The organism is Pseudomonas sp. S07E 245 (assembly GCF_019599025.1).
GTDB classification, from domain to species: Bacteria; Pseudomonadota; Gammaproteobacteria; order Pseudomonadales; family Pseudomonadaceae; genus Aquipseudomonas; species Aquipseudomonas shirazensis.
On the sequence record NZ_CP080625.1, the window covers coordinates 3,926,967 to 3,953,452 of the forward strand.

At 61.7% G+C, this 26,486-nt stretch carries 35 protein-coding genes and 2 pseudogenes; 35 read left to right on the top strand and 2 right to left on the bottom strand.

Features of this window, described 5'->3' with window-relative positions; all coding sequences use genetic code 11:
- The first annotated feature begins 21 nt into the window (after positions 1 to 21).
- The 19 genes and pseudogenes from K3F44_RS18095 to K3F44_RS18180 all read left to right on the top strand — a co-directional run bounded on the left by K3F44_RS18095 (position 22) and on the right by K3F44_RS18180 (position 15,029).
- Positions 22 to 336, top strand: coding sequence for a phage holin, lambda family (locus K3F44_RS18095; RefSeq protein ID WP_220632709.1), 315 nt, complete (start codon positions 22 to 24; stop codon positions 334 to 336).
- Positions 333 to 1,166: an N-acetylmuramidase family protein gene (locus K3F44_RS18100; protein ID WP_220632710.1), complete on the top strand. Its 834-nt coding sequence runs from the start codon at positions 333 to 335 to the stop codon at positions 1,164 to 1,166. Before K3F44_RS18095 ends, K3F44_RS18100 begins: the two co-directional genes overlap by 4 nt.
- A pseudogene (gene lysB, locus K3F44_RS24865) lies at positions 1,052 to 1,582 on the top strand (Rz-like lysis system protein LysB); the annotation flags it as partial. The gene K3F44_RS18100 and the pseudogene lysB, both read left to right, overlap by 115 nt.
- Positions 1,503 to 1,721: an Rz1-like lysis system protein LysC gene (gene lysC, locus K3F44_RS18105; protein WP_409077651.1), complete on the top strand. Its 219-nt coding sequence runs from the start codon at positions 1,503 to 1,505 to the stop codon at positions 1,719 to 1,721. The pseudogene lysB and the gene lysC, both read left to right, overlap by 80 nt.
- Positions 1,705 to 2,238 (top strand): phage tail protein, encoded by a 534-nt coding sequence (locus K3F44_RS18110; RefSeq protein ID WP_220632712.1) that lies wholly within the window; start codon positions 1,705 to 1,707, stop codon positions 2,236 to 2,238. The genes lysC and K3F44_RS18110 overlap by 17 nt, the downstream gene beginning before the upstream one ends.
- Positions 2,231 to 2,686, top strand: a complete 456-nt coding sequence (locus K3F44_RS18115; RefSeq protein ID WP_220632713.1) for a phage virion morphogenesis protein — start codon at positions 2,231 to 2,233, stop codon at positions 2,684 to 2,686. Before K3F44_RS18110 ends, K3F44_RS18115 begins: the two co-directional genes overlap by 8 nt.
- Before the next feature lie 61 nt (positions 2,687 to 2,747).
- The gene (locus K3F44_RS18120) at positions 2,748 to 3,323 is read left to right on the top strand and encodes a phage baseplate assembly protein V (protein ID WP_220632714.1); all 576 of its coding nucleotides are present in this window, start codon (positions 2,748 to 2,750) and stop codon (positions 3,321 to 3,323) included.
- The gene (locus K3F44_RS18125; protein ID WP_220632715.1) at positions 3,320 to 3,664 is read left to right on the top strand and encodes a GPW/gp25 family protein; all 345 of its coding nucleotides are present in this window, start codon (positions 3,320 to 3,322) and stop codon (positions 3,662 to 3,664) included. The genes K3F44_RS18120 and K3F44_RS18125 overlap by 4 nt, the downstream gene beginning before the upstream one ends.
- Complete coding sequence (locus tag K3F44_RS18130; RefSeq protein ID WP_220632716.1) at positions 3,661 to 4,575, top strand: baseplate assembly protein; 915 nt, start codon at positions 3,661 to 3,663, stop codon at positions 4,573 to 4,575. The genes K3F44_RS18125 and K3F44_RS18130 overlap by 4 nt, the downstream gene beginning before the upstream one ends.
- Positions 4,572 to 5,183: a phage tail protein I gene (locus tag K3F44_RS18135; RefSeq protein WP_220632717.1), complete on the top strand. Its 612-nt coding sequence runs from the start codon at positions 4,572 to 4,574 to the stop codon at positions 5,181 to 5,183. Before K3F44_RS18130 ends, K3F44_RS18135 begins: the two co-directional genes overlap by 4 nt.
- Positions 5,176 to 6,249, top strand: a pseudogene (locus tag K3F44_RS25160) (phage tail protein); the annotation flags it as partial. The gene K3F44_RS18135 and the pseudogene K3F44_RS25160, both read left to right, overlap by 8 nt.
- Before the next feature lie 1,800 nt (positions 6,250 to 8,049).
- Positions 8,050 to 8,409, top strand: a complete 360-nt coding sequence (locus K3F44_RS18145) for a phage tail assembly chaperone (RefSeq protein ID WP_220632719.1) — start codon at positions 8,050 to 8,052, stop codon at positions 8,407 to 8,409.
- 87 nt (positions 8,410 to 8,496) lie between these two features.
- Entirely contained in the window at positions 8,497 to 9,669 is a 1,173-nt protein-coding gene (locus tag K3F44_RS18150) for a phage tail sheath protein (RefSeq protein WP_220632720.1), read from the top strand.
- A gap of 14 nt (positions 9,670 to 9,683) precedes the next feature.
- Positions 9,684 to 10,199, top strand: coding sequence for a phage major tail tube protein (locus K3F44_RS18155; protein WP_220632721.1), 516 nt, complete (start codon positions 9,684 to 9,686; stop codon positions 10,197 to 10,199).
- Positions 10,200 to 10,220: 21 nt separating this feature from the next.
- Complete coding sequence (locus K3F44_RS18160) at positions 10,221 to 10,556, top strand: phage tail assembly protein (protein WP_220632722.1); 336 nt, start codon at positions 10,221 to 10,223, stop codon at positions 10,554 to 10,556.
- 8 nt (positions 10,557 to 10,564) lie between these two features.
- Complete coding sequence (locus K3F44_RS18165) at positions 10,565 to 10,684, top strand: GpE family phage tail protein (protein WP_220632723.1); 120 nt, start codon at positions 10,565 to 10,567, stop codon at positions 10,682 to 10,684.
- Positions 10,674 to 13,310, top strand: coding sequence for a phage tail tape measure protein (locus tag K3F44_RS18170; RefSeq protein ID WP_220632724.1), 2,637 nt, complete (start codon positions 10,674 to 10,676; stop codon positions 13,308 to 13,310). The genes K3F44_RS18165 and K3F44_RS18170 overlap by 11 nt, the downstream gene beginning before the upstream one ends.
- Before the next feature lie 7 nt (positions 13,311 to 13,317).
- Positions 13,318 to 13,758 (top strand): phage tail protein, encoded by a 441-nt coding sequence (locus tag K3F44_RS18175; protein ID WP_220632725.1) that lies wholly within the window; start codon positions 13,318 to 13,320, stop codon positions 13,756 to 13,758.
- A gap of 95 nt (positions 13,759 to 13,853) precedes the next feature.
- Positions 13,854 to 15,029: a phage late control D family protein gene (locus K3F44_RS18180; RefSeq protein WP_409077652.1), complete on the top strand. Its 1,176-nt coding sequence runs from the start codon at positions 13,854 to 13,856 to the stop codon at positions 15,027 to 15,029.
- Between the two features lie 251 nt (positions 15,030 to 15,280).
- Here K3F44_RS18180 and K3F44_RS18185 read toward each other — a convergent pair whose 3' ends face one another.
- Complete coding sequence (locus tag K3F44_RS18185; protein ID WP_220632726.1) at positions 15,281 to 15,949, bottom strand: hypothetical protein; 669 nt, start codon at positions 15,947 to 15,949, stop codon at positions 15,281 to 15,283.
- A 76-nt stretch (positions 15,950 to 16,025) separates the two neighbouring features.
- Positions 16,026 to 16,355: a helix-turn-helix domain-containing protein gene (locus tag K3F44_RS18190; protein WP_220632727.1), complete on the bottom strand. Its 330-nt coding sequence runs from the start codon at positions 16,353 to 16,355 to the stop codon at positions 16,026 to 16,028.
- 94 nt (positions 16,356 to 16,449) lie between these two features.
- On the opposite strand from K3F44_RS18190, the gene K3F44_RS18195 reads away from it, so the two are divergent.
- From K3F44_RS18195 to K3F44_RS18270, 16 genes are all read left to right on the top strand, one after another.
- On the top strand, positions 16,450 to 16,662 hold the full coding sequence (locus tag K3F44_RS18195) for a DNA-binding protein (protein WP_220632728.1): 213 nt from the start codon (positions 16,450 to 16,452) through the stop codon (positions 16,660 to 16,662).
- A gap of 29 nt (positions 16,663 to 16,691) precedes the next feature.
- Positions 16,692 to 17,174, top strand: coding sequence for a YmfL family putative regulatory protein (locus K3F44_RS18200; RefSeq protein WP_220632729.1), 483 nt, complete (start codon positions 16,692 to 16,694; stop codon positions 17,172 to 17,174).
- Complete coding sequence (locus K3F44_RS18205; RefSeq protein WP_220632730.1) at positions 17,171 to 17,473, top strand: ogr/Delta-like zinc finger family protein; 303 nt, start codon at positions 17,171 to 17,173, stop codon at positions 17,471 to 17,473. Before K3F44_RS18200 ends, K3F44_RS18205 begins: the two co-directional genes overlap by 4 nt.
- Positions 17,470 to 17,835, top strand: a complete 366-nt coding sequence (locus tag K3F44_RS18210) for a hypothetical protein (protein ID WP_220632731.1) — start codon at positions 17,470 to 17,472, stop codon at positions 17,833 to 17,835. Before K3F44_RS18205 ends, K3F44_RS18210 begins: the two co-directional genes overlap by 4 nt.
- A gap of 76 nt (positions 17,836 to 17,911) precedes the next feature.
- Positions 17,912 to 18,154, top strand: coding sequence for a hypothetical protein (locus K3F44_RS18215; protein WP_220632732.1), 243 nt, complete (start codon positions 17,912 to 17,914; stop codon positions 18,152 to 18,154).
- A 14-nt stretch (positions 18,155 to 18,168) separates the two neighbouring features.
- Positions 18,169 to 20,883, top strand: coding sequence for a toprim domain-containing protein (locus K3F44_RS18220; protein WP_220632733.1), 2,715 nt, complete (start codon positions 18,169 to 18,171; stop codon positions 20,881 to 20,883).
- A gap of 50 nt (positions 20,884 to 20,933) precedes the next feature.
- A complete protein-coding gene (locus K3F44_RS18225) occupies positions 20,934 to 21,521 on the top strand; it encodes a hypothetical protein (RefSeq protein WP_220632734.1) in 588 nt (195 codons plus the stop codon).
- On the top strand, positions 21,518 to 21,883 hold the full coding sequence (locus tag K3F44_RS18230; RefSeq protein WP_220632735.1) for a hypothetical protein: 366 nt from the start codon (positions 21,518 to 21,520) through the stop codon (positions 21,881 to 21,883). Before K3F44_RS18225 ends, K3F44_RS18230 begins: the two co-directional genes overlap by 4 nt.
- Before the next feature lie 63 nt (positions 21,884 to 21,946).
- Entirely contained in the window at positions 21,947 to 22,216 is a 270-nt protein-coding gene (locus tag K3F44_RS18235) for a hypothetical protein (protein WP_220632736.1), read from the top strand.
- Positions 22,213 to 22,413: a hypothetical protein gene (locus K3F44_RS18240; RefSeq protein WP_220632737.1), complete on the top strand. Its 201-nt coding sequence runs from the start codon at positions 22,213 to 22,215 to the stop codon at positions 22,411 to 22,413. Before K3F44_RS18235 ends, K3F44_RS18240 begins: the two co-directional genes overlap by 4 nt.
- Positions 22,406 to 22,627, top strand: coding sequence for a hypothetical protein (locus tag K3F44_RS18245; protein ID WP_220632738.1), 222 nt, complete (start codon positions 22,406 to 22,408; stop codon positions 22,625 to 22,627). Before K3F44_RS18240 ends, K3F44_RS18245 begins: the two co-directional genes overlap by 8 nt.
- A 101-nt stretch (positions 22,628 to 22,728) precedes the next feature.
- On the top strand, positions 22,729 to 22,944 hold the full coding sequence (locus K3F44_RS18250) for a DUF4224 domain-containing protein (RefSeq protein WP_220632739.1): 216 nt from the start codon (positions 22,729 to 22,731) through the stop codon (positions 22,942 to 22,944).
- The gene (gene xerC / locus K3F44_RS18255; protein ID WP_220632740.1) at positions 22,941 to 24,083 is read left to right on the top strand and encodes a tyrosine recombinase XerC; all 1,143 of its coding nucleotides are present in this window, start codon (positions 22,941 to 22,943) and stop codon (positions 24,081 to 24,083) included. Before K3F44_RS18250 ends, xerC begins: the two co-directional genes overlap by 4 nt.
- A 455-nt stretch (positions 24,084 to 24,538) precedes the next feature.
- Positions 24,539 to 24,853: a hypothetical protein gene (locus tag K3F44_RS18260; protein WP_220634205.1), complete on the top strand. Its 315-nt coding sequence runs from the start codon at positions 24,539 to 24,541 to the stop codon at positions 24,851 to 24,853.
- Positions 24,854 to 24,989: 136 nt separating this feature from the next.
- Positions 24,990 to 25,490: a sigma-70 family RNA polymerase sigma factor gene (locus tag K3F44_RS18265; protein WP_220632741.1), complete on the top strand. Its 501-nt coding sequence runs from the start codon at positions 24,990 to 24,992 to the stop codon at positions 25,488 to 25,490.
- Entirely contained in the window at positions 25,490 to 26,437 is a 948-nt protein-coding gene (locus K3F44_RS18270) for a FecR domain-containing protein (RefSeq protein ID WP_220632742.1), read from the top strand. The genes K3F44_RS18265 and K3F44_RS18270 overlap by 1 nt, the downstream gene beginning before the upstream one ends.
- Positions 26,438 to 26,486: the final 49 nt, after the last annotated feature.

Below are 26,486 nucleotides of genomic sequence, written 5' to 3' on the forward strand. Positions count from 1 at the left end.
CAAAACCATGGAAGGACCCCCATGCCTGACCGTCCCGATACCTGGGCCTTTCTTGCGACTTGGCTCGAGCACAACTGGCCAGGCGTGTATGCGGCCGTGCTGGCCGTAGTCATTGCCGCGCTGCGTGTGATGTACGGCGGCGGCTCGCTGCGCCGCACTGCGGTTGAGGCCCCGCTTTGCGGCGCCCTCGCCCTCTCAGTCAGCCACGGCCTGTCGCTGATTGGCATCCCGCTCTCTGCTGCCCCGTTCTTCGGCGGGGTAATTGGCCTGCTCGGCGTCGAGTTCATCCGGGCCGCGGCCCAGAAGTTTTTCATCCGAAAGGAGCAACAGCTATGACCACACTGCGCCACGGTGACCGCTCCCAAGCGGTTCGCGACCTGCAACGCCAACTGATCAACCACGGCGCCAAGCTTGCGGCTGATGGTGGCTACGGTGATGCCACCGAGGCAGCCGTAAGGGCTTACCAGTTGAAGGCCGGGCTGGTTTCCGACGGTATCGCCGGACCGAAGACACGCGCCGCCCTGATGGGCCTGGACGTCCAAAAGCTGCTGAAGCACGCCGACCTGGTGAGGGCATCACAGCGGCTTGGCGTTCCAGTCGCGGCGGTGTACGCGCTCAACGAAGTCGAGTCCCAGGGCTGTGGCTTCTTCGAAAATGGCAAGCCAGCGATCCTGTTCGAGCGGCATGTCATGTACGCACGCTTGCGGGTGGTGCGCACCTCGGCCGATGACCAGGAGCAGCTGCAGCAGCGCGCCGACGACCTGGTCAAGCAGGTACCGAACCTGGTGAACCCAAAATCAGGGGGATATATCGGCGGCTCATCCGAGCATCAGCGTCTGGCTCAGGCCCGTCAGCTCGACGAACAGGCCGCCCTGGAGTCTGCCAGCTGGGGTGGCTTCCAGGTGATGGGCTACCACTGGAAACGGCTCGGCTACCCGAGTGTCCAGAACTTCGTGACCGCCATGAATCGCAGCGAAGCGGACCAGCTGGAGGCCTTCGTCCGTTTCATCGAGGCTGACGCCACACTCCACAAAGCGCTCAAGGCTCTGAAATGGGCCACTGTGGCGAAGCTCTACAACGGCGCGGACTACCAGCGAAACCTGTACGACGTGAAGCTGGAGCGCGCTTTCGAGCGGCACCAGGATCGCGCATTGGCGGCCGCGTGATCGAGCTTCGCGACGGGATCCTCGCCATCGCCGTGGGCGCAGCGCTGTCCGCCGGGTTATGGGGCTGGGGGCAGCAGCTGCAGCTCGGCACCGAGCAGGAGAAGGCCCGTAGGCTGAGCAGCGAGGTGACCACGGCGAGGGAGGACGCGCGCAGAAACTTGGCTACCGCCAGCGAACTGAAATCCACGTTGGAGCGTGAGCGCCAAGGCCAGGCCCTTCTGCTCAAGCTCCAGGGTGAACTGCGGCTGGGCTTGGCCGAGCGCGAGCGAAAGATCGAGACCCTGAAACATGACAACGAAGAACTACAGAAATGGGCTGATAAGCCTCTCCCTGACGTTGCTCGCCGGGTGCGCGAGCGCCCCGCCATCACCGGCGCCGACGCTTATCGTCAATGGCTGTCCGGTGGTGGTGCCCTGCACCCTGCAGGCGACAGCCCCGACCCTCAACGGCGAACTTCTGACTGACCAGGAACGAACTGAACTGGCTTGGGCGGAGTGTGCCGCCCAGGTCGACCGCGTCTATGAACACCAGGTGATCCATGAACAAACCCAATAGTCTTCGCGAGCATCTCCTCGCCGCCGTCCCTGGGCTCAAGCCCAACCCTGATCGCCTGCTGATGTTCATCGATAGCGGCAATGTCCGGTGCACCGCGGCCGTCAGCCTGTCCTTCGAGTACGCCTACACCCTGCAGATCATCCTGACCGACTTCGCCGGCCACCCCGACAGCGTAATGCTGCCGATCCTTGGCTGGCTTAGGGTCAACCAGTCCGAGCTGCTGGCCAACCTGGACAAGTCGAAGGAAGGTCTCAAGTTCGAGGCTGACGTCCTGGATCACAGCAAGGTCGACCTCAGCATCACATTGCCGCTGACCGAGCGTGTCGTCGTTAAGCGCCTGGAGGGCGGTGCCTTCGACGTCAGCCACCCGCCCGAGCCGCAATACACGGAGTACCAGGAGCACGGTGAAGTCACGATGCTGGCCGACGGCATGCCGCTCGCGTCCTGGCAGCCACCCGCCGCCCCTGACGGCATGGCCTTGGCCGTGCCGCACCCGAGGCGCCCGAACCGTGGCTGACCTCGAAGCCCTCGAGGACTGGGCCGCTCCGCTGCTGCAGCGCATCGAGCCCGCCGGCCGGGCCAAACTGGCTCGGACCCTTGCGCAAGAGCTTCGCCGCAGCCAGCAGCAACGCATCCTGGCTCAACGCGCTCCGGACGGGACCCCGTTCACCCCGCGTAAACCCCACAAGCTGCGCGAGAAACAAGGCCGGGTGAAGCGCAAAGCCAAGATGTTCCAGAAGCTTCGCACTGCCAGCTACCTCAAGGCGAAGGGTGATGCGAAAGGGGTCACGGTTGGCTTCACCGGTCGAATTGCCCGGATCGCCCGCGTCCATCAGTACGGTCTGCGCGATCGCATCGCCCCTCGCGGCCCGATGGGCCAGTACGAGAAACGGGAACTACTGGGCTTCACCAGTGAGGATCAGGAGCGTCTCAAGGACGCCATCCTGGCGCATCTCGACCTGTAGAAGCGGTGCCTACAGCCCGCGTTGGCTGCATACGCGCGCATGAAGCGCGATTCTCGCCGGCATGAACAGTGCCGCCGACCTCAACCGCCTCGTAGAAAACCTCATCCGCCTTGGCACCGTTGCCGAGGTGCAGCACAAGCCGCCCCGGGTAAAGATCAGCTCGGGCGGCCTGCTTACAACCTGGCTGCCGTGGCTAGCCGTGCGAGCTGGCGCTGACCAGGACTGGGACCCGCCCACCGTGGGCGAGCAGGTGCTGCTGTTTTCGCCGAGCGGCCAGCTCGCCAACGGCGTGGCCCTTGCCGGCATCTTCAGCGACTCGATTCCGGCAAACGGTGACCGGGCCAAGCTGCACCGCCGAACCTACAGCGATGGCGCGGTAATCGAGTACGACAGCGATGCGCACCACCTCAACGTCACCCTGCCGGATGGAGGTACCACCAACATCGTCAGCAAAGGTGGCATCCATATCGAAGGCCCGATCACCCACGTCGGTGACTACACCCAGAAGGGCAACCAAAACGTCACAGGGCTGGTGACAGTCACCGAGGACGTCGTCGCGGGTGGGGTCAGCCTGGTTAAACACCTGCATGAGGACGTTACGCCGGGTCTCGGCAAGTCGGGAGTGCCAGTGCGATGAACCGTCAAACCGGGTCCGCTATCAGCACCAGGGCGCATATTGCCCAGTCCGCGGAAGACATCCTCACGACCCGTCCAGGTACCAGGATCGCACGGCGCGAATACGGCAGCCTTCTGCCCGAGCTCATCGATCAGCCGCTCAACGATGCGACCTGCCTGCGCCTGTACGCGGCCACCGTCATGGCGCTGCAGCGCTGGGAACCGCGCATCAGCGTTACGCAGGTGCAGCTGTACGTCGCCGACCTCAGCGGCAGTGCTGAGCTGGAGATCAACGGGGTCCTGGTCGACAACAACGAGCCATTCAGCATGCGCATGCCGCTGCAGCTAGGGGGTAGCGTATGAACACCTTCACACCGATCGACCTGAGCCAGCTCCCCGCCCCTGCGGTGGTCGAGCTGGTCGATTACGAGCAGATCCTTGCCGAGCGAAAGGCCTATGCCATCTCATTGTGGCCGGCTGACGAACAAGCTGAGATTGCCGGGCGCTTGGAGCTAGAGTCCGACCCGATCACCAAGCTGCTGCAGGAAAATGCGTATCGCGAACTGGTCTGGCGACAGCGGGTCAACGAAGCGTCCCTCGGCACCCTGCTGGCGTACGCGAAAGGTACCGACCTGGATCAGGTGGCCGCCAACTACAACGTACAGCGCCTGGTCATCCAATCGGCCAATCCGTCCGCTGTGCCCCCGGTGCCTCAGGTCATGGAGAGCGACGAGGCCCTACGCGAGCGCGCACAGATGGCATTCGAGGGCCTCAGCACTGCCGGGCCGCGCAATGCTTACATCTTCCATGCCCGATCGGCGGCTGGGCAGGTCGCTGACGCATCGGCGGCCAGCCCTTCACCAGCGGTTGCTGTGGTGACCATCCAAGCGATTGGCGGTAACGGCAGCGCCGACGCCACGCTGCTCGACCAGGTGCGGACCTACCTGAATGACGAAGACCGCCGGCCAGTGGCCGACCGGCTAACCGTCCAGGGCGCCGAGGTGCTCAATTACCAGGTCGTGGCCAAGCTGTACCTGCTGACCCAAGGCCCTGAGGTTGAGCCAATCCTTGCCGCGGCCGAGCAGAAGCTTCTGGCCTACGTGAACCAGCGCCGGCGCATCGGGATGCAGGTCTCTGAGTCCGCCATCCACGCGGCGCTCCACGTCGAGGGCGTGCGCAAGGTCGAACTGGTCAACTGGTCGGATATCAACCCCAGTCTGGCCCAGGCGCCGTACTGCACCCGCGTCACACTGACCCTGGGCGAGCAGTCATGAACCTGCTCCCGGGTAACGCCACCACCCTGGAACGCTTGGCCGCTGAGGCCCTGGGCCAGATCGAGCGCGTGCCTGTCCCGATCCGCGACCTGATCAGCCCAGAGCGCTGCCCGGTGCACCTCCTGCCCTACCTGGCTTGGGCCTTTTCGGTCGACCGCTGGGATAGCAACTGGCCCGAGTCGGCCAAGCGCAGAGCGATCCGTTCTGCGTTCTTCATCCACGCCCGCAAGGGAACCATCGGCGCGCTGCGCCGCGTGGTTGAGCCGCTGGGATACCTGATCGAGGTAGTCGAGTGGTTTAGCACCGTGCCGGAAGGCGTTCCCGGCACCTTCGGCCTGAAGATCGGTGTTCTCGAGACCGGGATCACTGAAGAGATGTACCAGGAGCTGAGTTGGCTCATTGAGGACGCCAAACCCCTCACCCGTCACCTGACGACGTTGACTATCAGCCTGGAAACCAGCGGGCACTTCTACCTGGGCGGATCGATCCAGGACGGCGACGTCCTGGACGTGTACCCGCCCATTCAGCGCGATATCGAAGTCACCGGCACCATTGGCCGGGGCGGTCGCGAACACACAATCGACACCCTGGACATTGCACATGGTTGATCAAAACTCACAGTTTTACGCCATCCTCACCAAGGTAGGCGCAGCGAAACAGGCCAACGCGGATGCACTAGGCATCCCCTGGAAAATTACCCAGATGGGCCTCGGCGATGCTAACGGTACCGACCCGACGCCGAACGCCACCCAGATCGCCCTGCTCAACGAGTGGCGCCGCGCGCCGCTGAACCAGCTCAAGGTGGACGATAAAGACGCCTCGATCATCGTGGCCGAGCAAGTCATTCCCGCCGAGGTGGGCGGTCACTGGATCCGCGAAATCGGCCTGTACGATGAAGCCGGCGATCTGGTCGCGGTGGCCAACTGTGCCCCGACCTATAAGCCTCTGCTGAGCCAAGGCTCTGGACGTACCCAGGTGGTGCGCATGAGCCTGGTGGTCAGCAGCTCCAGTAACGTTCAGCTCAAGATTGACCCCAGCGTGGTGCTGGCCACTCGTGAGTTTGTGACCGAGGAACTGGCGCGGCAGGACTTCAAGCACTCGGTGCTAGCCGCTACCACGGGTCCGATCACCCTGAGCGGCTTGCAAACGGTTGACGGTGTGGTGCTGACTGCGGGGGCACGGGTGCTGGTGAAACACCAGGCCGCAGCCAAGGAAAACGGCCTCTACCAGGTCGTGGCAAGTGGCGCTTGGACTCGTTCTGCGGATGCCGACAGCAGCGCTAAAGTCACCCCGGGTCTGCTGGTCCTGGTCGAACGTGGCACCACCAACGCTGATAGCGCCTGGCAATTGGTGACTGATGCGCCCATAACCCTTGGCGTCACTGCGCTGTCGTTTGAAATGGCGTTCGGCCGTACTGGCGTGGCTGCCGGCACTTACCGGAGTGTGACCGTAGACGCCTATGGGCGCGTAGTCAGCGCGACTAATCCGACGACCGTGGCAGGCTACGGCTTGACTGACGTCTACACCATTGCTCAGGTCAACACAGCGTTGGCCCTCAAGGCTGACAGGGCAAGTCCGGCCTTCACCGGTCTCCCAACTGCACCGACAGCGGCAGCGGGAAACAACTCGCAGCAGCTCGCCAACACCGCGTTTGTGAAACTTGCGATTGAAGCCCTGGTTGCAGCGGCACCTGGTGCCCTGGACACGCTGTACGAGCTGGCCACAGCAATTGGCAATGATCCCAATTTCGCCACCACTATTACCAACATGCTGGCCGCCAAGGCGCCGCTGGACAGTCCGGTGCTGACAGGAACACCGACGGGCCCGACTGCAGCGGCCGGCACCAACACCCTGCAGCTGGCCACCACGGCGTTTGTGCAGGCGCTGGGGGCGCTCAAGGCGAACTTGTCCAGCCCTGCATTCACCGGTACTCCGACCGCACCCACGGCAGCGGCAGGCACCAATACCCTACAGCTGGCTACCACGGCGTTTGTGCAGGCGCTTGGGCTGCTCAAGGCGAACTTGGCCAGCCCGGCGTTCACAGGCAACCCCACCGCACCAACACCGCCCCTAGCAGTCAGCAACACGCAAGTCGCCACTACCGAGTTTGTGGCGCGTGCGGTTGCCGCCCTCGTGGATTCGTCGCCAGCCGCCTTGGATACCCTCAAGGAGCTGGCGGCCGCACTCGGCAATGATCCCAACTTCTCGACAACGATCATGAACTTGCTGGCCGAGAAGATCACGGCAGCGCAGTCGACCGAGATTGCTCGCAATGTCGGGTTTCGAGCGTCTACGGCAGTGCAGCCGACAGCGACAGATTTTAACTTTGATGACATGACGGAGCGCGGTTGCAGCGACCTGCTTGTGTGGGGTGCGCACCCTAACGGGCCTGGCGTAGCCGCTTACTTCTACTTGGAGGTATTCAACTACGGGGCCTCTGGTCCTACGGGGCAAGTGCAGCAGCGGCTGACCCCATACAAGCTCGAAGCGAATTCCACCAGTTTTATCCGTACTCGCTATCAAGGGAACTGGAGTGTCTGGGGCGCGTATGTAACCGAAAACACCCTGCTCGGATTGCTGCCGACAGCTACTGCGGCGCGTGCCGGCATCTTGAAGCTGAATCACAGCACCTACAGTACAGATCAAACCAGTGCGGCAAGCGCATACGCGGTAGGGATGTTGGCGGCCGCTAAGGCGGGGGTAGACAACGTTCTGCCGCCGGATGCTATCGGCGGTTTGATCATCAGCAGCACAGTCGATGCGGTTGTGGCTGTGACGCCGGGGCGCGCCCGCGATGCAGCCGATTCCATTGATATCGCGTTAGCTGCGGCAATGACGAAGCGCCTGCAGTCGTCGGGTGCTTGGGCAGCCGGGTCTGGTGCCAATGGCCTGTTCTCTGGCGCGAAAGCCAACTCGACCTGGTACCACGTCTTTGCAATCAAAAAGGACAGCGACGGGTCGGTCGACATTGGTATCGATACATGGGCCACAGCGAATAACAGACCTGCAGCGTACAGCGCATATCGCCGGATCGGTTCCTTCCGGACTGACGCGGCGGGCAAGATTATCCCGTTCATAGCGGATCAGTTGTCGGGCGGCCGCCGTCGGTTCCGTTGGGTAACGCCTATCAACGATGCTCTTGATGGCACGTTGACCGCATCCTTCACGGCTCTGACCCTTTCGGTACCTACCAATGTGCAGGTCGATGCGGAATTCAACGCCTGGATCTATGCGAACAACATGCTCGCGTATTTCAGTCCGCTGGATACCGCGGACGTGGCCGTTGGCACTCCCAGCACCGGCGTCCTGACCGGTTTCACGGTCGGATACGGCTCCGTTACTGGCGATGCACTGGACTCGATGGGCTTCAAGCTCGACGTCAGGACCGACACCCTGGCCCGCATCCGCGCGCGCGCGAACATGTCCGGCCGCTACTCACTCACCACCTTGGGCTGGACTGAATAAGGAACCTGTATGCCATTTGTGCAACGAGATGAAGGCGGTCTGATTATTGGCCGCTATGCCAACCTGCAGCCCGGCTTTGCCGAAGAGTGGTTAGACGGCGACGAGCCTGAGATTGACGCGCTCAATGCCGCCCAGCTAGTCACGGCCGAGCGCGAATGGCGGGATCGGGCATTGTCCGATGTTCGCTGGCTGCGCGAGCGTCACCGGGATGAGCTGGACTTGGTGCGTGAAACCACGCTGTCGGCCGGCCAGTTCGCCGAGCTGCTGTCGTATCTGCAGGATCTGCGCGACTGGCCCCAGTCAGAACATTTCCCCGTGATCGAGGATCGCCCAGTCTGCCCACCATGGATCGTTCAGCAGGACCTGTAGCGAGACTGTTTACAACCTCAGCACCTCGCCCAACTCCCGCGCGCGCGGCAGCCTGTGCAGTGTCAACCCACTGCACAGGCATCCATAATGGCCGACGAATATCATCACGGCGTTCGCGTCCTCGAAATCAACGAGGGCACACGACCAATCCGCACCATCTCTACTGCCGTCGTCGGCCTGGTCTGCACTGCAGACGACGCCGATCCGGAAGCCTTCCCGCTCGATACCCCGGTCCTGCTCACCAACGTGCAAAGCGCCATTGGCAAAGCAGGCGTCACCGGCACTCTCGCCGTCAGCCTGCAGGCGATCGCTGACCAGACCAAACCGGTAACCGTGGTAGTGCGCGTGGCCACCGGCGCCACCGACGCCGAGACCACCAGCAACCTCATCGGCACCACCAACGAGAACGGCAAGTACACCGGCATGAAGGCGTTGCTGGCCGCCAAGACGCGCGTCAAGGTCACGCCGCGGATCCTGGGCGTACCTGGCCTGGACACGCAGGCAGTGGCCACCGCCCTGGTATCGGTTGCCCAGCAGCTGCGCGCTTTTGCGTACGTCAGTGCCCATGGCTGTAAGACCAAGGAAGAGGCCACGGCCTACCGTGAGAACTTCGGCGCCCGCGAAGTCATGGTCATCTGGCCCGACTTCGAGTTCTGGGACACCGTCAAAAGCAGCACTGCCAGCGCGCCGGCCGTGGCTCGCGCGCTGGGCCTGCGCGCCAAGATCGACCAGGAGGTCGGCTGGCACAAAACCCTGTCCAACATCCCCGTCAACGGTGTGACCGGCATCAGCGCCGACGTGTTCTGGGACCTGCAGAATCCTGCCACCGACGCCAACTACCTCAACAGCAATGAGGTAACCACCCTCATCAACTCGGACGGTTTCCGCTTCTGGGGCAGCCGGACCTGCACTGAAGACCCGCTGTTCGCGTTCGAAAACTACACCCGTACCGCGCAGGTACTGGCCGACACCATGGCCGAGGCGCAGCTCTGGGCGATGGACAAACCCATGCACCCCTCCCTGGTGCGCGACCTCATCGAGAGCATCAATGCCAAGTTCCGCGAGTTGATCTCCGGGGGCTACCTGATCGGGGGCGAAGCCTGGTACGACGAGGAAGCCAACAGCGAAGAAACCCTTAACGCCGGCAAGTTGTTCATCGACTACGACTACACCCCGGTCCCGCCGCTGGAAGACCTGACCCTTCGCCAGCGCATCACCAGCCGCTACCTGGCGGAATTCGCCTCTCGCATCAATAGCTGACGGAGACCCGCGCTATGGCACTGCCACGCAAACTCAAAAACATGAACCTCTTCAACGAGGGCAATAGCTACCTGGGGATGAGCAAGAGCGTCACGTTGCCGGTGCTCGCCCGGAAGATGGAGGCCTACCGCGGCGGCGGTATGAATGGCCCGGTCAAGGTCGATTTGGGCTTCTCCGACGACGGCCTGCAGCTGGAGTGGAAGCTCGGCGGGCTTGACCTCCTGGTGCTGCGCCAATTCGGCGCCGTGGGCGCCGCAGCCATCTTGCTGCGCTTCACGGGTAGCTATCAGAACGACGACACAGGCACCACGAGCGCCGCCGAAGTGGTTGTCCGTGGGCGACACGAAACCATCGACATGGGCGAAGCCACGCCCGGCGAAGACACCGAACACTCCGTCACTACCACCTGCAGCTACTACAAGCTCACCGTCGACGGTGAAGTCCTGGTCGAAATCGACCTGCTCAACTTCGTCGAGAAGATCGATGGCGTCGACATGCTGGCAGCTCAGCGCAAAGCCCTCGGCATCTAACCCCCTACCCAAGGAACACTCATGGACACCACGGAAAACACCGTCTCGGCCGAAGCAACGCCTCTGCCAGTCAACGACAACTGCGTCGAGCTGGACACGCCAGTGCGTCGCGGCGACCAGGTCATTGACACCCTCACCCTGCGCAAGCCGTCATCCGGCGAGCTGCGCGGCATTCAGCTCGCCGATCTGCTGCAGATGGACGTTGGCGCACTGATCAAGCTGCTGCCGCGCATCTGCCCGCTGACCGAAGGTGAAGTACGCGCTCTGGACCCGGCCGACCTCGTCGCCCTGGGCGTCAAGGTCACCGGTTTTTTGCTGCAGAAGCGGACGAAGACGGACGCCTCCCTGGTTGCGTAGAAGACGCCATGGCCGATTTGGCTGTGGTTTTCCACTGGGCGCCGGCCGACATGGACCGGCTGGACGTCCAGGACTTGATGGAATGGCGCGAGCGAGCGCGCAAGAGGAGCGGTAACAATGGCAAATGATCTGCGGCTGAAGGTGTTGCTGGACGCCGTGGACAAAGCCACCGCGCCGCTACGCCAGATCACTCAGGGCGGGCAGGATACCGCCCGCTCCCTCAAGGCTACCCGCGAGCGCCTCAAGGAACTCAACGCCCAGCAGAAGGACGTCAGCGCATGGCGTCAGCAGCACGCGCAGGCCCGCGAGACCGCCCAAGCGCTCGACGCTGCCCGGGCGAAGGTCAAGCAGATGGGCCAGGCGATGTCTGCAGTGGACGCTCCCACGAAGCAGATGACGGCCGAGTTTCAGGCGGCCATCAGGGCTACCAACGCACTCAAGCAGCAGCAAAAGGACGAGCAGGAGGCTTTGCGCGGGCTACAGCGGCAACTTGGCGCTGCAGGCATCGACACCCGTAAGCTCAACCAGCACAACTCCGCCCTGCGCCAGGAGATGGCGCAAACCAACCACACCATCGAGCAGCAGGAAGCGCGGCTCAAACAACTGGCGGTCGCCCAGCGCAAGGCAGCGCAGGCGAAGGCCAGGCTGGAGAAGGTCCAGGGACGAGCAGGCGCCATGGCCGGCGCCGGCGCAGCAGGGATCGCTGCAGGCGTCGGCATGGGCATGATCGGCGCGAGCATGGTGGCGCCTCAGATGGAGGTTGCGCACCAGGGCTCACTTATCGCCGCCCAGACGGGCGATTCGCCCGATCGCGCGGGGCAGTACGCCAAGATGGTGCGCAACATCCGCACTGACGGCCAAAGCACCGACATCGCCGAGATCGGCGAGGCAGTTGCTGCAGCCAAGAGCACGCTGGGCGCCCTTGGCAACGTAGGCGACCAGGAGTTGGACAGCGCTGCGCGCAAGGCCCTGGATCTGTCGAAGATCATGGGCATCGACGTCGCAGAGAGCATCCAGATGGTCGGGATCCTCATGAAGAACGGTCTGGCCAGCGACAGCGGCCAAGCGTTCGACCTGGTGGCAGCCGGCCTGCAGAAGGTCTCGACCCAGATGCGCGGCGAGATCCCCGAAATCCTCCACGAGTACTCGACCCACTTCCGCGGCATGGGCTTCAGTGGCTCCGAGGCGATGAGCCTCCTGGTCGATATGTCCAAGCAGGGCAAGTTCGCCCTGGACAAGACCGGTGACGCAATCAAGGAGTTCTCGATCCGCGGCTCGGATATGTCCAAGGCGAGCCAGGAGGCGTACTCATCGATCGGACTCAACGCCGGCAAGATGTCGACAGCGATCGCCAAGGGCGGCTCGGACGCCCGTCAGGCGCTGACGAAGACCGCCACGGCACTACTGCGAATCAAGGACCCGGCCGAGCGCGCTAACGCGGCCATCGCGCTGTTTGGTACGCCCGTTGAAGACCTTGCGATCGACCAGATCCCGGACTTCCTGAAAGCGCTGGCAGGCGGTACCACCGCCCTGGGCGACATTTCCGGCGCGGCCGACAAGATGGGTAAGACCTTCCGTGACAACCTGGGCGGCGACCTGGACAAGCTGACAGGCACCTGGAGTGCACTGATCGGCTCGCTCATGGATGGCCAAAACGGGCCGATGCGCGAGCTGGTGCAGACCATCACCGAGATCGTCGGTACCGCTCGCACCTGGATCGAGGCCAACCCCGAGCTGGCCGCCGGCATCGCCAAGGGCGCGGCAGTGGTCGCTGTCCTGGTCGCCGGCATGGGCGCACTGACCGTGGCCATGGCCAGCGTGCTCGGCCCCTTCGCCCTCGCGCAGTACGGCATGGCGATGTTCGCCGTGAAGGGCGGCACCTTGCTCCCGGTCGTGGGCCGACTCATCAGCGTGCTGTCTGGTGGCCTGCTGAGCGCGATCCGCGTCGTGTCCCTCGCTATGTGGGGCCTCGCCGCGAATCCCGTGGTACTGGCCATCGCCGCTGTGATCGCCGTTATGGCGGGCGCGGCCTACCTCATCTATCGCAACTGGGACCAGGTCAAGGCGTACTTCGCCACTGCCTGGAACGAGATCAAGGCCGGCTTCAGCGGGGGTATCGCCGGAATCCTCACCGTACTGGCCAACTTCAGCCCGGTCGGGCTGATCTATCAGGCATTCGCGGGCGTCCTGAGCTACCTGGGCATCGACATACCGGCACGGTTCACAGAGTTCGGCGGGATGATCGTCAGCGGCCTGATCAATGGCCTGACCGCGGGCCTTGGCCTGGTCAAGGACACCATCAGCAGCCTGGGCGACTCAACCATCGGCTGGTTCAAAGAGAAGCTGGGCATTCACAGCCCATCGAGGGTGTTCGCCGAACTGGGCGGGTTCACGACCGAAGGCCTGGCGCAGGGGCTCGATGCCGGTGCGAAAGAGCCACTGGACGCTGTCGCGCGGATGGGGCAGCAGTTGACCCAGGCCGGGGCGTTCGACCTCAAAGCGAACATGCCCCAGCTCGCCGGGGCACAGCCGTTGGTGGCCGATGCCACTTCGGGCATCACCATGGACAACCGCCCGCCGATCGGCGCCACGGCACCAGCCGTCAGCGACAGCCACGACATCATCAACATCAACATTCACCCCAGCCCGGGCATGGACCCTCAAGCGATCGCTCGGGCTGTCAGCGCTGAGCTGGACCGCCGTGACCGTGAGAAGTCCGCGAGCCGGCGCAGCAGCCTCACAGACTCGGAGTAACCCCACCATGATGGCAGCCCTAGGAATGTTCGTTTTCAGCCTCAGCACGCTGGCTTACCAGGAGCTGCAGCGGCAGACGGACTGGCGGCACGCTACCAGTAACCGGGTCGGCGCCCAGCCGGCGCGCCAGTTCGTCGGCCGAGGTGAGGACCAACTTACCTTGCCCGGCATTCTGCTCCCCGAGCTGGCCGGCAACCTGGTGAGCCTGGACGAGCTTCGCGGCATGGCGAACACCGGCAAGACCTGGCCCCTCGTCGACGGCACAGGCCGCATGCGCGGGCTGTATGTGATCGAGAGCCTCAGCGAGACCCAGACGCTGTTCTTCCAGGACGGTACACCGCGGCGGATCGACTTCAGCCTCACACTGAAGCGCACGGACGACGGCCGCGTCGACCTGGAGGAAGGCACCGGTAACCGCAACTCCCAAATCCTGAGGGCGGTACTGTGACCTACGAAGAACTGCGGGTCGCTGCACTCATTCGGGATGCCCGAGACAGTGCGGCCCCAGACTCCGCTTACCCTGTCCCTGCGTTCCGGCTAACCGTGGACGGCAACGACATTGCCAAGCTCGTCAGCCCGCGGCTGATGAGCCTGCAGCTCACCGACAACCGCGGCATCGAGGCGGACCAGTTCAACCTGAGCCTGAGCGACCACGACGGGCTGCTGGAGATCCCGCCGCGCGGCGCTGTGATCCTTCTATGGTTGGGCTGGAGCGACACCGGCCTGGTGTTCAAGGGCTCGTACACGGTCGATGAGACTGAACACAGCGGCGCGCCCGACGTGCTCAACATCCGCGCCCGATCAGCTGATCTCCGTGAGGGGCTCAAGACCAAGCGGGAACGGAGCTGGAATGGCACGACCCTCGCCAAGGTGCTGGGCGATATCGCCACCGCGAACAACTTGAAGCAGAGCATCACCCAGGCCGTTGGCGAGCGGGCCATAAGCCACCTGGACCAGGCCAACGAATCCGACGCCAACCTACTCACGCGCCTGGGACAGCTGCATGACTCCGTGATAACGGTGAAGTCCGGTACTCTCGTCTGCCTGCCGGCCGGTGGCGGCAAGACGCCAAGCGGCAAAGCACTCCCTCACATCACATTGACCAGGGCAGATGGCGATGGCCACCGCTTCCTGCAGGCCGATCGCGACAGCTTCGAGTCCGTCAAAGCCTACTTCTACGACGTCGGCAGCACGAAGAAGCAAGAGGTTGTGGCCGGCGCCGGGGACAAAGCCAAGGAGCTTCGCCATACCTACAGCGATCGGGAATCGGCGCTCCAGGCCGCACGATCCGAGTTGAAGCGGCTGCAACGGGGCAGTGCGACGCTCAGCTACAACTTGGCCAAGGGCCGAGCCGACCTCATCCCTGAGCTGACCTACAGCCTCCGCGGGGTCAAGGGCGAGATCGACGCTATCGTCTGGTACGGCGGGAAAGTCCAGCACAGCCTCACGGCTGACGGCGGTTACACCACGAGCTTGGAGCTGGAGAGCAAACTGCCGGACGATGAAGCCACCGAGGAGCCCAAGGCTACCGGCACCCCCACCTACACTGGCGTCACGGCGTTTTACCGTGACAAGGCCACCGGCAAAGAGACGTCAGTTGTGGCAGGTGAGTCGACGGAAACGAAGCGCATCACGCGGGTGTTCGACAACCAGGTCGCAGCGGCCAAGGCGGCCGATCGAGAGTGGAAGAAGTTGCAGGTGAAACAGAGCAGCTCATAAAAAAACCCGGCACGGATGCCGGGTTTCCACTACTGCTCCGTTACTCAGCCGACTTCGAAAGCACCTCCAAAATCCTCATCAAGTCTTCTTTTCCCTGCTCGTCCAGGTCGCGCAGAAGTTCGACAAAGAGGCGTTCCAACTGGGTAAGGCTTTCCATCATAGGTACTCCATTTCCATAGTCATATGCGGCATCTAAGACACCGCACAAAACTCAATGGAAAGTTGGAGAGTTCCCCAATATCACCTGCGGACTAAATAGGGGCGGCCATAAACCAGGTGCCCATCATGTCTGTTGACTTGACGCTCAACTTGACCTGTCCATAGGTTTGATCATTTCCCTTTAGCAGCTCAGGGAGCTTCTTGAATATGTCTCGAGAATCAGCGTCCGGCGTAGCTGCAGAGAGCGCAGCGCTGGCAATCAGCATGATTTCTAGGCCGGACATGGGCTTGCCATCACCGGCACCGATCAGCGTCACGTCGACCAGTTCGCCGGTTTCCTTGGACACTCCAGCAACCAAGGAGGCGTACGGGCCGAGGTTTGCTTTCAGAATGTTCTGGACTTCACCTTCGGTAATTTCGCTTGGATCAACTCGATAAGGTTTCTCATACTTCTCAAGAAGCTGGTTGATGCGTTGTGCGTAAGTGTCCGGCGTCATCCGCAAAGTTTTTATTTCAACTTTCGCGACGACGTTTTTCTGCTCAGGAGCGCTCGCCGCGTTTGCCTGCTCCGCCGACTTGCTTTCAACAATCCCCGTGGATACCGCAAGTGCGGCGACAAAAATCGCCATGAAACAACATGCGAAACTGCCCGCCACTTGCCTGGTTAGCCAGCCACGGCCGCGCTTTTTCATACGACCCGCGAGCCACCACCAAGTACCCACGCCAACGGCGAGGCACAAGACCCCAACCAAGTTATCCATACATCGTCCTCGACAATCGACCGGCCCCCATGGCCGGCAACAGCAATCCTTTCAGCTGATGACCATCAGCTGTTTGTTACTTCGATAAGCTCGACCTAGCAAATGCTTTAGCGGTTCGCCTAATAACGGCCTGATCGCTCTCGTCCATGGTTCGCAAGCACTCCACAAACTCGGTCTCCTCAGCGCTGAAGCTGGCAGACGGTTGCGGCGTCCTCGCCCCTGTAATCACGTACAAGACGTCGACACCCTGCTCCGCTGCAGCGGCCAAGTAATTGGCATCAGGGCTGCGGTCACCCTTTTCGTAGTTGTATTGGGTGTTTTTCGACGCCCCCGCGAGCGCAGCAAAGTCCGTCTGGTTCATACCCAGCCGCTCACGTTCTTCTTTCAGGCGTTCGCCAATTCCCACAAACGTCTCCATAGGCGATTGACATTCCCACGTACGAGGGAAATAATCGCCACAGCACCACACGAAACCACACGAAATCACACGAACCGAGACTATGCCCAACAGCTACCCCACCGAGCAAGCGTGCCAAGAGGCCCGCGCTCGTATCGCGCGACAAGGCATCTCAGCGAAGGAATGGGCCGAACAGCATGGCCTCAGCCCATCCACCGTCTACGCCGTCCTCAACGGACAGAAGAAGTGTCTTCGAGGCGAATCTCATCGAGCAGCCGTCCTGCTCGGCATCAAAGTCGGCGAAACAGAAAACTAGCCACCCTGGCCCAAGGAAGAAACCAGAACATGAAGACCCCCGTTCTAGAAACCCTGCGCCAGGTCGTAAGCGCTGTTGTCTGCGCGTATCCAGGCGGTCGAGAGTGTGCGGCTGCGCGCCTTGGCTATCAGTTGAAGCAGTTCGACAACCGCGTCTACGAGAATGCCGGCAGCCGCCCACTGAGCTACGACCAGATCCATCAGTTGGAGCAGGAAGTCGGCACCACCTACTTGCCCGAGTTCATCGCCCGCCTGTACGGAGGCATGTTCGTGCCCCTGACCAAAGCGGAGGAATTGGACAACGTGGAGCTGTTCCGGCGCTCGTTGAAAACCGACGCGAAGCTGGGGCACATCGACCAGCTCATCGCATCCTCAATTGAGGACGGCGTCATAGACGCATGTGAGGCACTGGCCATTATCCAGGCACTCACCCGTTATTTCGCGGCACGCACGGCAGAGGTAGCAGCAACCCTTCAGCTTTACGGCGCAGCAAGTGCCAGGGGGATGAAGTGAGCAGCGCCTACAAGCTCGTATGCCCCCACTGCAGCAGCAAGATGCGTATCCGCACAAGCGAAGGTACTCACATTTTCCTGCGGATCGCCTACCTGCAGTGCATGAACGAGGCCTGCGGCTTTGCTGTACGCGCTGAGTTCGAAATGACCCACGAAATGAGCCCCAGCGGCATGCCGAACCCATCAGTTCGTCTGCCTGTAGCGCCGATCGCCCTACGCCGCCAAGCCATGAAGTCCGCTGCTGCGGACAACCACCCCGACTTGCTGGACCAGCTCGACATGGAGGAAGCACACGCATGAACGCCGTTCCCCTGATCAACCACGAAACTGATTACCGAGCTGCCATGCAACAGGCTGCAGTTGCCTACCTGTTCCGACGTGAGTGCTTACACCTCTCGGGTGACGAGCAAGTCATGCGGATCTGCAGCCAATACCTCACCCATTCGCTAGAAGTCCCACTGCACCTGGTGCAGCGGATTACCGAGCTGGCCGTCGCTGAATTCGAGAGCAAGACCACCAAGCGGCTGCAAATGCTCGGAGTCTCGGCCTTGAGCGGGATTTTTCGACCGTCCTTGATTGTGCTCGACACGATCACGCAGCAGCGCCACCAAGTGCCCGCCCGCTACTTACCGCGGCGCATGGTTCAAACACGCGACATCTGAAACAACCCCGAATTAACCCCTTCCCGATGCCCCGTACTGCGTGGGTAAGGGGAAACTGCATTCAACTGGTGCCGATATGAGCAAGATCACCCTCCAAATAGAGCTGAATGAGCAACAGGCGAAGCACTACCTGGAATGGCTCAGCAGCCAATACAACCTCACCATGGCCGATGTCTGGTACTCCGATCGGTACCGCGATGTGCCAGCTGGTGAGCGTGGTCCGAAGGTGCTCGCCGATGTACCTCATCTCTTGGGCATCTGCCGCACTCGCAAGGAGCTTGAGAAACAGCTCAGCCCGGTAGCGGGGCGCGCGCTGTGACCACGACCCACCCAATGGAGAACCGGCTGCGAGAGGACGTTCTGCAGCGCCTGCAGCGTGATTTCGGCCTCAAGCACATGCCGGGCACCCAGTTCATGCGCAAGGGCAAATGCCCAGCGCACGGCTGTGGCCAGAACACGCTGTACACCTTCCACGATGCGCCATGGATGCTGATCTGCGGCCGGCCGGAAAAGTGCAACCACCGGGTGCACGTCAAGGACCTGTACGACGACCTGTTCAACGACTGGAGCAAACTCGCGCCGGCAACGGATGAGAATCCAACTGCCACCGCTCGTGCATACCTCGAATTCAACCGCGGCTTTCACGAGGAGTTGGTTAAAGGTTGGTACACGCAGGACACGTACTGGGACTCCAAGCATGGGTTCGGCAGCGCAACAGTCCGTTTCCCGCTCGACAAGGGTGGGTACTGGGAGCGCCTGATCGATCGGCCAAGCCGGTTCGGCAAGATGAAAGCGCGCTTTCGGCCAACCGGCGAAGGCAAGACAGGCTACAGCGGGGTCTGGTGGTGCCCGCCCGGCCTTGACCTGCTCCAGGTAGACGAGCTGTGGATCGTTGAGGGGATCTTCGACGCTATCGCCCTGCTGCATAACGGTGTGCATGCCGTATCGATGATGTCCAGTTCACCCCTTCCGGCTGAATCACTGAAGGATCTGCTGCGTAGCTGCCAGGAGGCAGACAAGCGCCCACCAAAATTGGTCTGGGCTCTGGACAATGAGCCTATCGCGAAAGCCAACACCCGCCGCTGGGCGAAGGAAGCCCGGGAAATGGGCTTCAAGTGCGACGCCGCGTTGGTTCCGCAGCCCGATAGCAAAAAGGTGGACTGGAACGACCTTCACCTTCGCTGGAAATACCTAGACGACGAAAAGCGCGACGACCAGGTGCAGGCCGATCTCAAGCGTGCCCGTCACGAAGGCGCCCTGCTGCTTGCAGAATCTCCAGAAGAGAAGGGGCTGCTCATGTACGACTGGCAGCCACGCAGCGAGTTTTCCTTCTCTTTTGCCAGCCGCCTCTACTGGTTCAAGTTCGACATGGTCCGGTTCGACAGAAAAATGCTCGAGCTGGAAAACCCGAAAGACCAGGAAGACATCACGCTGACCGACCGCCAGAAGCGGGATAAAGCCCTGCGCGACTCGGCATCTGTGGCCCGTATCGCCAACTGCTATTTCCAGGCGCTCTACAACATGCGCAACGAGCAGACGGACGAGGCCTGGTACTACTTCCGTATCGAGCGTCCCGGTAAGCCGGTGACCAAGAGCACCTTCACCGCAGCCCAACTCGCTTCGGCCCCAGAATTCACGAAGCGACTACTGAACGTGTCCAACGGCGGCTGGTACACCGGCAGCGCCACCCAGTTGATTCGGCTGCTTGAGCCGCAGATGGATGACCTTAAACAGGTCAACACCATCGACTGGATCGGCTACTCCAAGGAACACAAGACCTACGTGTTCAACGAGATCGCGATCTCGCAGGGCAACGTATACAAGCTCAACGAGGAGGACTTTTTCGACGTTGGCCCGCTGAGCATCAAGTCCCAGAGCATGTCGCCGAACCTGGTCATCAACACTGACCTGAATGCCTACAACGCAGGCTGGTTCGAAACGTTCTGGAAGTGCTTCGGGGTGCGCGGCACCGTTGTCCTGGTCTGGTGGCTGGCCTGCCTGCACGCCGAGCAGATCCGCCAGTTGCAAAAAACGCTGTGTTTCCTGGAGCTGGTCGGCGAAGGCGGCTCGGGCAAGTCCACCCTCATCGAGTTCCTATGGAAGCTCGTCGGCCGCATTGAGTACGAGGGCTTCGACCCCACCAAAGGTACCGCCGCCGGCCGTGCCCGCAACTTCTCGCAGGTGGCCAACCTTCCGGTGGTACTGATCGAGTCCGAGCGCGAGCAGCAGGACGGCGCGCCGGTCAAGCACTACGACTGGGACGAGATCAAAACCACCTATAACGGCCGCTCGGTGCGCTCGACCGGCGTCAAGAACAACGGCAACGAGACCCGCGAGCCGCCCTTCCGTGCCGGCGTGATGATCGCCCAGAACAACGCCGTGAACGCCTCCAACCCCATCTTGACCCGTATCGCCCAGGTACTGCTGAACAGCGAGCACCACACCCCAGAAACGAAGCTGTACGCCGAGGAGCTGGAGTGCATGCCGATGGAGAAAGTGAGCGGTTTTCTCATCAAGGCACTGCAAAAAGAGCCGGAGATCCTCCGCCTTCTGGAAGAAAAGACCAGGGGCTACGAGCAAGAGCTGCTGGCCATGCCGGAGATTCGCACGGTGCGGATCGCCAAGAACCATGCCCAGTTGCGCAGCATCGCCGATGGCCTTGCCCTAGTCATCCCGCTCGGTGAAGAGCGCAAAGCGTTGGTGCATCAAGAGCTGTGCCGGATGGCCGTACAGCGCCAGGAAACCATCAACGCCGATCACAAGATCGTTCGCGAGTTCTGGGACCTGTACGAATTCCTCAACGAGGACGGCGACGGCCTCAACCATTCCCGCAACAAGAGCCAGATCGCAGTGAACCTCAATGAGTTCGTGGAGAAGGCAGTTAACAAGCGGCAGCAGATGCCCGCACCTCTGGGCGAACTGAAGCGCCTGCTGAAGACCAGCAAGTCGCCCAAATTCGTCGAGACAAACAAGCCGGTCAACTCCGGCCGGCAGACGGACGCATTCAACAGCAGCAAAACCGTTCGGTGCTGGATCTTCCAGCCCTGACTGAATCGCCCGACGCTGCAACGCCGGGTCCAACTTCAAGGAGAAACGACGTGCACCACTACTACAAATCCGAAGCCGCCGACGTGGTGGCCACCGTCCAGGAGTTCTACTGCGCGAAAGAGGCGCTGAGCGAAAGCCTGGTTGAATTGGGGAAAGTATTTGGGGGCGCAATCGCCCCAATGCGCGATATCACCTCGCACTTCGCCGGCGGCGTGAAGCTCTCGGCCAGCCCTGAGCTGGATGTCCACTGGCGCCGCCCTGACGAGTTTGGCTACCGCTCCCTTCGCCACAAGGCGGTACCGCCGAAGGGCATTACGAAGGAGCAGCGCGCTGCGGTTCGGGCCAACCACGAGCATCTTTGGGAGCAGTGGAGAGCGCACTGCCCACCTCGTCTCGAAACCCATGATTACTGGGATCGGCTAAACGTGAACACGGGGAACCTGCTGCTCTGCGGTGGCATCCTTTTCGAACACCAGAACGTCGCCTACTTCGCCCTCGGTTTCGAGATCAACAAAGCCGACCATGAAGCGAACGTCTCAGCGGGCAAACCCACGTCCGGCTGGATCAATGGCGCCGTCGAGATCCTGCCCAGCGAATACGAGGCAGCACGCCTGGCGAGAACAGGAGCTGTGGCATGAGCAATGCTGATCTCGACAGCCTGAACATGGAGCTGGCCTTCCAGGCCTGGGCCGAGGATCGAGGCTATGACCTCAAGACCGGCACCGACGGCAACTTCACCAACATCGAGACGCGCGCGGCCTGGCTAGGCTTCGAAGCCGCCCATGGCCCAGCTGGCTGCATGTCCAGCGGGCAGCAGCTCTTTGCGCAGATAAAGGAATGCAGCGAATACGCCCACCAGACAGATCAGATGTTCCCGGTAAGCGTGGGTCAGCCAAGCCATGGTGACTACGCAGTGGTCGGCGGGCCGGGAGGGGTATACCGGCTGCGCGATGTAGACCTATTTGTCGTCACCAATGGCAAGCAAACCCAGCTCAAGTAAGCAGAAAGGAGGCGCCGAGGAGCTGCAACTCCCCGTCGCCGACCAACCCCAAGGAGAAACGACATGCAAGTAGAAACCCCCGAAGTCGGCGCCGAGAAGGCTACCACACACATTTTCAAGCAAGGCGACAAGGTGACGTTCACCGAGGTACGCCGTGGCGCGAAGTCCATCCGCTTCAGTGCCAAGGAGGCCACCGTTGTTCGCATTCTGGGCAGCACCGCGATCGTCAAATACCGCAATGGTCACAACGTCGCGATCCTGATTTCAGAGCTGACACCGGCCGGTGAACGTAACGCGCTGACACGCGCCCTGCTCGGGGAGGCGTCGGTATGAGCCAGCAGACTCGGCCACGTCTGGCCAGCCACTCGTTGGACCTGCCAAACCACTGCGATGTTTGCAATAAGGCCCGTTCCCACGGCAACCACCAGCGTTGCAGCCAGATCCGCCAGCAGCGTCAATCCGTGCTTTGGGAAGCCTACATGGCCAACGTCGAGGCCAAGCGCGCTCGGAAGGTACGCCGCCATGCTTGAGATCACTGTCAAGCCGATACTGGGCAGTTACAGCGCCCGAGCCTCTGGGCACAAGCTCACCGCAAGCCGGTCAGAAGGCCAGCTCCAGGCAGCTATGGCGCTGCTGCGCAAACTCGACCTCTGGGAAGGCCACCTGCAGGAGCAGGACGCCGTACACCTTCCGCAAGGTCACAAGCTTTTTCATTTCCACACTGCTGACGAGATCACCCCATGACGCTGACAATCCGAACTGCGGAGCGAGCAACGCGCCATGACCACCTGTAGCCAGAAACCCTGTGGGTCGATTCTAGTCGTTGGCAACGGTAAGCCAGCCGTATGATCGACCACCAGCAGCCAAGCACGGTCCTGACATTCCAGGACCTGCAGCACCTCACGGGTTACACCCGTCGGTCTGGAGTGGAGCAAGCCCTGCGAAAGCAGGGCATCCGCTGGTTCTGGGGGCGTCATGGCCCTTGGACCACAATTGACCTGGTCAACCAGGCCGGCGGCAAGACGCCGGCAACCGAGAAATATGACAGCGAGATCCTATGAGGCGGACCCGTAAACACAACCCGCACATCCCCGCGCACATTGATCAGGCCGCCATTCCGGCGGCCGTTTTTTTTGATCATCGCTGGGAGGGCGTCTGGTACACCTCCTGGCGTGATGAGGGCGGTAACCGCAAGCGGATGAACATCGCCGGCCGTACCGCAACGCTGGGCGATCTGCACCGGATCATGGAGGAAAGGAACGGCGTCGATCGGGAAAGCCTCAACCACCTGTGCAATGAGTTCCACTCCAGCGCTCAGTGCAAGCGACTCGCAAAGAAAACCCGCGACGATTACGAGTACTCCCGCAACGTGCTGCTGGCCATCCCAACCAAACTGCAGAAGCCACTGGGCGAACTTTCAGTGCGCAAGTTCACCTCGGCCCTGGTGCAGCGCCTGGTCGACCGGATCGCCGACGAGGGGACTCCCTCCAAGGCCGCGCATGTCCTTCGATACTTGCGACGGGTCATGCAGTGGGGCCGCAACCGCGGCTACCTGGAGATCAATGTCGCACTGGGCATCGAAGCGCCGGCCGAGCGCAAGCAGCGCCGCCTGCCGAATCCAAAGGTCATGGGCGAACTGATCTCACGGGCGCACGCCATGGGCCAACTCACGCGAGGCCAACCGGGGGCATGCCCTGCCTATCTGGGTTACGTCATGGAGCTGGCCTACCTCTGCCGCCTGCGCGGCATCGAGGCCGTCACCCTCACCGATGCGAACGAACTGGAGGACGGAGTCCAGACGAACCGGCGCAAGGGCAGCCGTGACAACGTTGTGTGCTGGACGCCCAGGCTCCGAGCTGCTTGGGAAGGGGCCAAGGCGTACAGACGCCGCGTATGGGCCAGTCAGTCCACCCCCATTCCAGCCGCAGCAGAGCGCCGCTTCATCATCGTCGCCGCCCACGGCGGACAACTGCAGAAGAGCAGTTTGGACAGCACCTGGCAGCGCTTCATAACCAGGGCAATCAAGGAGGGAGTCATCGCCGAGGAACACCGCTTCGCGCTGCATGACCTCAAGCGTCGCGGCATCACCGACACACCTGGCAATCGCAAGCAGAAGCAAGACGCCAGCGGCCACCGAGACGAAGCCATGCTCGATATATACGACTTCAGCCTACCCCGCGTATCCCCTTCCGCCGACTGATTCCCGCGTACCAACCCGGCCAGAGACTGCATGGTTTCTGGCTTCCCGTACGCTCAGCACGTACCAGAAAACGACGTAAGCTATTGATTTACAAGCTGTGAGCAGGGTTCTTGTAATCAGTAGGTCCCGGGTTCGATTCCTGGTGCCGGCACCATACACACACGAAAAACCCGCCTTCTGGCGGGTTTTTTCGTTTCCGGGTTCAAGACATTCCAGCGACGCCCCGCTAGTGACCTTCTAAAGCGACACGTTCAATGACATGCCGGATGGTGCCGACGTGGTCACCGAGCCACGCCAAAGCTGTGCTGCGCCCAAGAAGAGTCGTGTATTCCCCCTTGCGCGGTGGCAGAGGACCGCTGAGTGGATAACTTCAAACTAATTCTCCAGTCAGATTGAAATTCACGTTGCTCGGATGTAGGCGGAACCTGGCACCGGCTCAGCGAGGAGGACTTGAACTGGATATCTCAACCGCCCAAAGCATCAAGCTCGCCATTGTGGCGGCAACCGGACTGTCCAAAGACGCGCTGCATATCTACGTGGGCATGGCGATCTACTTGACGCTGATCGTTGGCATCCGGCGATTGCGGCCATACCTTGGCTGGCTAGCGGTTTTAATCATTGCATGTGCTGGCGAGTGGATAGATCGACGAGACGATATTGGAAGCTTCGGATACTGGCGCTGGCAGGCAAGCGCTCACGACCTTTTGAACACCTTGTTTTGGCCGACGGTGCTGACGCTGCTTTGGCTTTTAAAATGCCGCAGTAAGTAAGCGTACGCTCGTAAGACTCTCGCAATCTGCTCTATGTGGTACTTCATTCAGTGGGTCCTATGGGAAGCCCCTTGCATTAAAATCCCGCCACCATAATAATGAGATCGATTACCATTTATGCCTCGGTGTCTCTCTCATGTCGGCGCTTGATCATTCGGCTCTTCATCGGTTGTACAGCGAACATAACAGCTGGCTGAAGGGCTGGTTGCGTGTGCGTTTGGGCAACGCCGCCGATGCTTCGGACCTGGCTCAGGACACGTTTCTGCGGGTGATGACGGCGCGCAATGACGCACCCATTCGCGAACCTCGTGGCTACCTGAGCGCCATCGCCCGTTCGCTGCTGATCGATAAATGCCGTCGCCGCGCCATTGAGCAGGCTTACTTGCATGCGTTGGCCCAACGGCCAGAACCGGTGGATGTTTCGCCGGAGATTCGCTTGTCCATCATCGAGATGCTGGTGGCGGTCGATAGCCTGCTAGATGAGCTGGGCCAGCGCACGCGGGAGATTTTCCTGGCGGTGCAGCTCGAAGGTCTGAGCTACGTGGCGGCGGCCGAGCGGTTTGGGGTGTCGGTGACCACGGTGAAGAATCATCTGATTCGCGCCATGACGCGCTGCCTGTTGCTGGTGGATAACTGATGTCTGCGTCGCCCAACCTGGAGACGCTGGAGGCGGCCGCCACCTGGTATGTGCAGCTCAATGACGGCACCGCCAGCGAGGCGCGCACGCGGGCGTGGCAGGCGTGGGTACAGGCCAGCCCTGACCATGCGGCGGCATGGTCGCGGGTTGAAAAGCTTCAGCAGCAGTGGGCGACAATACCGCAGCAGGCGGCGTTGTCTGGCCTCGGTGCAGCGCAGGCACAACGCCGTGATGTACTGAAGATTCTCGGTATGCTGATAGCGGTCGGCGGTGGTACATGGATGGCCGTTGAGCAGGTGCCGTACCGCTCGATGCTAGCGCAACAGCGCACGGGCATCCGGGAACGTCGCTCGCTGCGCTTGGACGATGGCTCGCAACTGGAACTGAACGCCGACACCGCACTGGACATCCATTTCGACTCCAGACAGCGGCTAATCCAGCTACTCCGTGGCGAAATTATTGTGCAAACCGCCAAGGATCCCGCCCAGCGCCCCTTCATGGTTCAGACCGCGCAAGGGGGCGTGCGCGCGCTCGGCACCCGGTTCAGTGTGCGCCAACTGCCCGAGCAAACCCTTGTCGGTGTGCTAGAGGCGGCGGTTGAAGTCAGCCCGCAAAGGCATGCCGATCACCCGCTGCGCCTGGAAACCGGCCAGCAGGTCACGTTCGATCGTGATCGAGTAGGCAGCGTCCGCCCCCTGCCAGCGGGTTCGACCGCCTGGGTGCAGGGCATGCTCAGCGTCGATGATTGGCGGCTGGGCGACTTCATCGAGGAGTTGGGGCGCTATCGACCGGGCGTCCTGCGCTGTGCTGCCGAGGTTCGGGGGTTGAGCATTTCCGGCGCTTTTCGCATCGATGATACCGACACCGTGCTGGAGAACCTGGGCAAATCCTTGCCGGTGAAAGTGCGTTATCTGACGCGTTACTGGGCCAGCATTGAAGCGGCGTGAAGCCGCGTCGCAGAATCTTCAGCGGCAACCTTGCTGATTCAGATTCTCA

What these genes read in the sequence shown, in the direction of transcription:
- K3F44_RS18095 (WP_220632709.1), top strand. Translation starts at nt 22, where the DNA reads ATGCCTGACCGTCCCGATACCTGGGCCTTTCTTGCGACTTGGCTCGAG.
- K3F44_RS18100 (WP_220632710.1), top strand. Translation starts at nt 333, where the DNA reads ATGACCACACTGCGCCACGGTGACCGCTCCCAAGCGGTTCGCGACCTG.
- K3F44_RS18110 (WP_220632712.1), top strand. Translation starts at nt 1,705, where the DNA reads ATGAACAAACCCAATAGTCTTCGCGAGCATCTCCTCGCCGCCGTCCCT.
- K3F44_RS18120 (WP_220632714.1), top strand. Translation starts at nt 2,748, where the DNA reads ATGAACAGTGCCGCCGACCTCAACCGCCTCGTAGAAAACCTCATCCGC.
- K3F44_RS18125 (WP_220632715.1), top strand. Translation starts at nt 3,320, where the DNA reads ATGAACCGTCAAACCGGGTCCGCTATCAGCACCAGGGCGCATATTGCC.
- K3F44_RS18130 (WP_220632716.1), top strand. Translation starts at nt 3,661, where the DNA reads ATGAACACCTTCACACCGATCGACCTGAGCCAGCTCCCCGCCCCTGCG.
- K3F44_RS18135 (WP_220632717.1), top strand. Translation starts at nt 4,572, where the DNA reads ATGAACCTGCTCCCGGGTAACGCCACCACCCTGGAACGCTTGGCCGCT.
- K3F44_RS18145 (WP_220632719.1), top strand. Translation starts at nt 8,050, where the DNA reads ATGCCATTTGTGCAACGAGATGAAGGCGGTCTGATTATTGGCCGCTAT.
- K3F44_RS18150 (WP_220632720.1), top strand. Translation starts at nt 8,497, where the DNA reads ATGGCCGACGAATATCATCACGGCGTTCGCGTCCTCGAAATCAACGAG.
- K3F44_RS18155 (WP_220632721.1), top strand. Translation starts at nt 9,684, where the DNA reads ATGGCACTGCCACGCAAACTCAAAAACATGAACCTCTTCAACGAGGGC.
- K3F44_RS18160 (WP_220632722.1), top strand. Translation starts at nt 10,221, where the DNA reads ATGGACACCACGGAAAACACCGTCTCGGCCGAAGCAACGCCTCTGCCA.
- K3F44_RS18165 (WP_220632723.1), top strand. Translation starts at nt 10,565, where the DNA reads ATGGCCGATTTGGCTGTGGTTTTCCACTGGGCGCCGGCCGACATGGAC.
- K3F44_RS18170 (WP_220632724.1), top strand. Translation starts at nt 10,674, where the DNA reads ATGGCAAATGATCTGCGGCTGAAGGTGTTGCTGGACGCCGTGGACAAA.
- K3F44_RS18175 (WP_220632725.1), top strand. Translation starts at nt 13,318, where the DNA reads ATGATGGCAGCCCTAGGAATGTTCGTTTTCAGCCTCAGCACGCTGGCT.
- K3F44_RS18185 (WP_220632726.1), bottom strand. Translation starts at nt 15,949, where the DNA reads ATGGATAACTTGGTTGGGGTCTTGTGCCTCGCCGTTGGCGTGGGTACT.
- K3F44_RS18195 (WP_220632728.1), top strand. Translation starts at nt 16,450, where the DNA reads ATGCCCAACAGCTACCCCACCGAGCAAGCGTGCCAAGAGGCCCGCGCT.
- K3F44_RS18200 (WP_220632729.1), top strand. Translation starts at nt 16,692, where the DNA reads ATGAAGACCCCCGTTCTAGAAACCCTGCGCCAGGTCGTAAGCGCTGTT.
- K3F44_RS18210 (WP_220632731.1), top strand. Translation starts at nt 17,470, where the DNA reads ATGAACGCCGTTCCCCTGATCAACCACGAAACTGATTACCGAGCTGCC.
- K3F44_RS18215 (WP_220632732.1), top strand. Translation starts at nt 17,912, where the DNA reads ATGAGCAAGATCACCCTCCAAATAGAGCTGAATGAGCAACAGGCGAAG.
- K3F44_RS18220 (WP_220632733.1), top strand. Translation starts at nt 18,169, where the DNA reads ATGGAGAACCGGCTGCGAGAGGACGTTCTGCAGCGCCTGCAGCGTGAT.
- K3F44_RS18230 (WP_220632735.1), top strand. Translation starts at nt 21,518, where the DNA reads ATGAGCAATGCTGATCTCGACAGCCTGAACATGGAGCTGGCCTTCCAG.
- K3F44_RS18235 (WP_220632736.1), top strand. Translation starts at nt 21,947, where the DNA reads ATGCAAGTAGAAACCCCCGAAGTCGGCGCCGAGAAGGCTACCACACAC.
- K3F44_RS18240 (WP_220632737.1), top strand. Translation starts at nt 22,213, where the DNA reads ATGAGCCAGCAGACTCGGCCACGTCTGGCCAGCCACTCGTTGGACCTG.
- K3F44_RS18245 (WP_220632738.1), top strand. Translation starts at nt 22,406, where the DNA reads ATGCTTGAGATCACTGTCAAGCCGATACTGGGCAGTTACAGCGCCCGA.
- K3F44_RS18250 (WP_220632739.1), top strand. Translation starts at nt 22,729, where the DNA reads ATGATCGACCACCAGCAGCCAAGCACGGTCCTGACATTCCAGGACCTG.
- xerC (WP_220632740.1), top strand. Translation starts at nt 22,941, where the DNA reads ATGAGGCGGACCCGTAAACACAACCCGCACATCCCCGCGCACATTGAT.
- K3F44_RS18265 (WP_220632741.1), top strand. Translation starts at nt 24,990, where the DNA reads ATGTCGGCGCTTGATCATTCGGCTCTTCATCGGTTGTACAGCGAACAT.
- K3F44_RS18270 (WP_220632742.1), top strand. Translation starts at nt 25,490, where the DNA reads ATGTCTGCGTCGCCCAACCTGGAGACGCTGGAGGCGGCCGCCACCTGG.